This is a genomic window from Nonomuraea sp. NPDC001684 (assembly GCF_053596515.1).
In genome coordinates this window covers 1-4,513 of sequence record NZ_JBSFGJ010000611.1, presented here as the reverse complement: position 1 = coordinate 4,513, position 4,513 = coordinate 1, and the positions used below count along the sequence as shown (strand labels likewise).

General features: G+C 73.1%; 5 protein-coding genes. 4 read left to right on the top strand and 1 reads right to left on the bottom strand.

What is annotated here, in order from left to right; translation table 11 throughout:
• Window positions 1–107 precede the first annotated feature (107 nt).
• The 3 genes from ACWCSD_RS48445 to ACWCSD_RS48435 all read left to right on the top strand — a co-directional run bounded on the left by ACWCSD_RS48445 (window position 108) and on the right by ACWCSD_RS48435 (window position 3,363).
• Complete coding sequence (locus ACWCSD_RS48445; protein WP_449925893.1) at window positions 108–545, top strand: hypothetical protein; 438 nt, start codon at window positions 108–110, stop codon at window positions 543–545.
• 84 nt (window positions 546–629) lie between these two features.
• On the top strand, window positions 630–2,198 hold the full coding sequence (locus ACWCSD_RS48440) for an MFS transporter (RefSeq protein ID WP_358286251.1): 1,569 nt from the start codon (window positions 630–632) through the stop codon (window positions 2,196–2,198).
• 25 nt (window positions 2,199–2,223) lie between these two features.
• On the top strand, window positions 2,224–3,363 hold the full coding sequence (locus tag ACWCSD_RS48435; protein WP_397156327.1) for an FAD-dependent oxidoreductase: 1,140 nt from the start codon (window positions 2,224–2,226) through the stop codon (window positions 3,361–3,363).
• Between the two features lie 36 nt (window positions 3,364–3,399).
• Here the strand turns inward: ACWCSD_RS48435 and ACWCSD_RS48430 are convergent, their stop codons facing one another.
• Window positions 3,400–3,858 carry an Lrp/AsnC family transcriptional regulator gene (locus ACWCSD_RS48430; RefSeq protein WP_449925889.1) on the bottom strand — a complete coding sequence of 153 codons (459 nt, stop codon included), beginning with the start codon at window positions 3,856–3,858 and terminating at the stop codon, window positions 3,400–3,402.
• A gap of 95 nt (window positions 3,859–3,953) precedes the next feature.
• On the opposite strand from ACWCSD_RS48430, the gene ACWCSD_RS48425 reads away from it, so the two are divergent.
• Window positions 3,954–4,513 (top strand): LLM class flavin-dependent oxidoreductase (locus tag ACWCSD_RS48425; protein ID WP_449925886.1); only part of this gene is annotated, 560 nt, incomplete at its 3' end.

The following is a 4,513-nucleotide window of genomic DNA, read 5'->3' as shown; positions in this document are numbered from 1 at the left end:
CGTCGCGCTCGGTGTCGTCGACCTTGACCCCGGCCTCCCGCAGCATGTGGACGGTCATCTCGATGTGCGGCTGGGAGGGCACCGGCGGGCCGACGACCTGCCAGGGCGTGCGCAACGCGCTCGGCGTCACCTCCTGCGACCAGATCGACGCCGGCGGCATGGGCTTCCTCGTGCTGCTGCCGCTGATGCCGCTGCACGCCACGAAGACCGAGCGCATCCTAGACGCCCTGCAGACCGCCGTCGACACCCACCGCATCGCCCTGATGGTGGAGTGGAACCTGGTCAGCCCGCACATGGCCAACGCCGTCATCCAGATCTTCTTCGACCGGGCCGACGCCGACGCCGCCCACCGCGCCCACCAGCTGCGCAACGACGCGAGCTGCCTGCTGCGCGGCAACGGCTGCGCCATCTACCGCTCCGACATCGACCACGCCGCCGCCGACGTCTGGTCCGAGACCAGCACCGCCAGCCTCGGCATGCTCCACCGGCTCAAGACCGCTCTCGACCCGGACGGCCTGCTCTCTCCCGGCCGTTACGGCGCCTGACCCCCGAACCACCCCGCGCCGGTCGCACCCACCGCAGTGTGCCGGCCGGCGGGGAACCTGAGGCTTTCTTGCGAGGAGGACCGAGTGCGTGAGACACCAGTGGCCGTCAGAGCAACCGGCGTGACCCGCCGTCACGCCGTGATGCTGCGGCTGGTCGGCGCGGGCGTGATGCTGACCGTGATGGCCGACACCACGGCCACCACCCTGGCCGTCGGCGTGCTGCGTTACACCCCCGCGGGCGCCGGCATGCCGCTGGGCGACCTGGTCTGGCTGACCAGCGCCGCCTTCATCCCGATCGCGGCGCTGCTGGCCACGGCCGGCCGCTGGGCCGACCTGTTCGGCCGCCGCCGGGTGCTGGCGTTCGGGCTGGTGGTCTTCGTGGCCGGCGGGATCGCCACCGTGGCCGCGTCGTCCTGGTCGTTCGTGCTGGCCGCGCGGGCGGTGCAGGGCGCGGGCGCGGCGGCGATGATCCCGGCCAGCCTCGGGCTGCTGCTCGGCGAGCTGCCCGAGTCGCAGCGCCGGGGCGCGATCGCGCTGTGGAGCTCGGCCTCCGGGCTCGGCTGCCTGCTCATGCAGGCCGGCGGCGGCTGGCTGGCCGCCACCGTCGACTGGCGCGCCCTGTTCGTGCCCGACGTCGTCATGGGCGTCGCGCTGCTGATCGCCTGCGCCGCGCTCCCGTCCGGCAGGCGCGCCGCGGCCAAGGGCGTGCCGGACGTGCTCGGCGCCTGGCTGCTGGCCGCCGGGATCGCGGTGATCGTGCTGGCCATCTCCAAGGCCATGGCCTGGGGCATGGACGTCGTGTGGCTGGCCGTCGCGGCCCTGGCGCTGCTCGGCGGCGCGCTGGCCCAGGCCAGGCACCACCGCCTGCCCGCCATCGACCTGGCGTTGTGGCGGCAGCGCAAGTTCGTCTGGGGCTGGCTGGCCACCTGGTTCTTCGGCGCCCTGTCCTACGGGCTGCTCACCGTGCAGCCGCTGTACCTGCTGCACCTCGGCTACCCGATGCTGGAGGTGGCGATGTGGCTGACGCCCACCTCGGTGGCCGTCGTCGTCACCAGCTACCTGGCCGGCAAGCTGCTCAAGCACATCGGCGCGTACGGCCTGATCTACGCCGGCTCCCTGCTCTGCGGCGGCGCGTGCGTGCTGGTGCTGACCCAGTCAGGGCCGACGGTGTGGGGCCTGATCGCCAGCGTCGTGGTCGGCATGGGCGTCGGCGCGCTGGCGCCCGGCACCTCCGTGGCCACCACCCTGGCCGCCCGCCCCAGCCAGTACGCCTCCGCCGTCGGCGCGGCCACCATGGCCCGCATGGTCGGCGGGGCCGTCGGCATCGCCGTGGTGTCCCTCGTCATCGACCACCCGTTCATCCTGACCGGCCCGCTGGCCGGGCTGGCCGGCGCGCTCGCCATGTGCGTGGCCATCTCGGTGTTCATCGGGGCCATCGCACTCACCAAGATCACCCGGCTGCGGACCGACCCGGGCGACGACATGATCAAGGTGCCGCGCCGGCTGCTGCTGGAGCTGCGCATGACCCTCGCCACCGTCGCGGCGGAGGCCGACGCGCTGCTGCCTGTCGAGACCCGCACGACCCCCAGGGATCACATCCCGAGGCCCCGGGCGGCAGAGAGCTCGGAGACCTACGGAACCACGCACGTCTAGTACAACCTCAAGAAGGGCTCTCGTCATGGCAACCACCTCGTGCGACGTGGCCATCGTCGGCGCCGGGCTCGGCGGCTGTTTCCTCGCACTGCTGCTGCGCCGCCGCGGGCAGCGCGTCGTCGTCATCGAGCAGGGACCTTCGATCCCCAGCGCGGGCGCCGACTTCCTCAAGCCCCCCGGCCTGCGGGTGCTGGCCCGCCACGGGCTGGCCGAGCTCGTCGAGCGCCACGGCCTGCGGCGCGACCTCATCCGCTACTACCACGACGGCGAGCCGATCAGGGAGTGCCGCTTCCCCGACGGGGGCTTCCTCATCCGCCCCTACCGCGAGCTGGTCGAGCTCATCTACGCCTGCTGCGCGATGGAGGGCGTCGAGTTCTGCTTCGACGCCGCCATCGAGCACGTCGAGCGCGAGGGTGAGCGCATCGAGCTGCTGACGCTGTCCGACGGCAGCCGGCTGCGCGCCGACGTGGTCGTGGGCGCCGACGGCACCAGGTCGGCCGTGCGCCGGGCGCTCGACATCGACCAGGTCACCATGCCCTACGACCGGCTGCTGATGCGGGTGGCCACCGTGCCGCTGAGCGCCAGCGTCGCCCAGCTCAACCGGCTCTACTTCAGCTCCGGCGGCTGGCTCGCCTACCTCTACCCGCTCGACAAGGACCAGGCCAGGGTGTTCGTCGGCCTGCCCCCCGAGCAGGACGACGAGGTCTTCGGCCGGGGCGCCGCCGGCCTGCCCGACCTGCTGAAGGGCTTCGTCACCGACAGCACCGACGCCTTCGCCTCCCTGCGGGCCGCCGCCTGGCAGCCGATCAGGGTCTCGTCGCTGCGGGTGGGGGCGTACCACAGGGGCAACGCCGCGCTGCTCGGCTCGGCCGCCTTCGCCTGCCACCCGATGACCGGCATGGGCATGAGCTACACCCTGTACGACGCCGAGATCCTGGCCGACGTCATCTCCGCGGCCGGCGGCGACCTGCCGCTGCTCGACAAGCTGCTCCAGGCCCGCTACGAGCCGCGCCGGCAGGCGCACCGGCAGCTCATCGACTACGGCGACGCCCTGGCCGCCACGTTCCACGACCGGCGGGCGTACCTGCGGGCCTTCCGCGCCGACCTGCACATCTACGGCGACGAGGCAGCGCCCCGCACCGCTCCCGCGCTGCAGCCGATCTGATCCCGCCGCCCTCCGGGAGGCCCCGGCGCGCCCGCCTCAGAGCCGTGCGGGCGGGGCGGCCGGGCCCCGGTAGGGCAGGGTCTGGCTGTAGACGATGTTGGTCGTGGTGCTGCCGAACCGGGCCAGCTCGTCGATGACGCGTTCGAGGTGGGGCATCGAGCCGGCCGCCACCTTCAGCGTGTAGCAGTCCTCGCCGGTGGTGCGCAGGCATTCCAGGATCTCCGGGCGCTCGCCGAGCAGGCGGCGCAGCGGCTCGTGCCGGCTGCCGGGATACTTCAGCCGCACGACGGCCAGCACGCCGAACCCGACCTTGCCCAGATCGACCTCCGCCCGGTAGCCGGCGATGACGCCCAGCGCCTCCAGCCGCCTGACCCGCTCGGTCGTCGCCGAGGCGCTGAGGTTGACCCGGCGGCCCAGCTCGGTCAGCGGCAGCCGGCCCTCCCGCTGCAGCTCCGCCAGGATCGCCCAGTCGGTGTCGTCGAGATCCTCGGCCATCCGGCGAATATACCGGCAGATCCACGGCGATCCCCGCCGCACACCGTGAGCGGGGCCTTCAGCCCGGCGGGACGGCCTGGATAGCCTTCGGTGTCATGAGAATCGGCGTGAACGTACCGAACTTCGGGCCCGGCACCGACCCGGCCACGCTGCGGCGATGGGCGCAGACCGTCGAGGGCCTCGGCTACGACCTGCTGATGATCTCCGACCACGTCGCGATCACCCCCGACGTCGCCCAGCAGTACCCGGGTCCCTTCTACGAGCCGTTCACCACGCTCTCCTGGCTGGCCGGGATCACCACGCGGGTCAGGCTCGGCACCTCGGTGCTCATCGTGCCGTACCGGCATCCGCTGGTGATGGCCCGGATGGCGGCCAACCTCGACCGGTTCAGCGGCGGCCGGCTGGTGCTCGGCGTGGGCATCGGCTGGGCGCGGCAGGAGTTCGACGCGCTCGGGGTGCCGTTCGAGCGGCGCGGACGGCTGACCGACGACCACCTGCTGGCCATGCGCGCCGCCTGGTCGGCCGCCGACGACTACCGCGCCGGGCCCATCCCGTTCTGGGTCGGCGGCAACGGCGAGGCCGGGCTGCGCCGCGCCGTACGGCTGGGCCAGGCGTGGCATCCCCTGCGCAACACCCTGCCTTGGCTGCGCGAGGC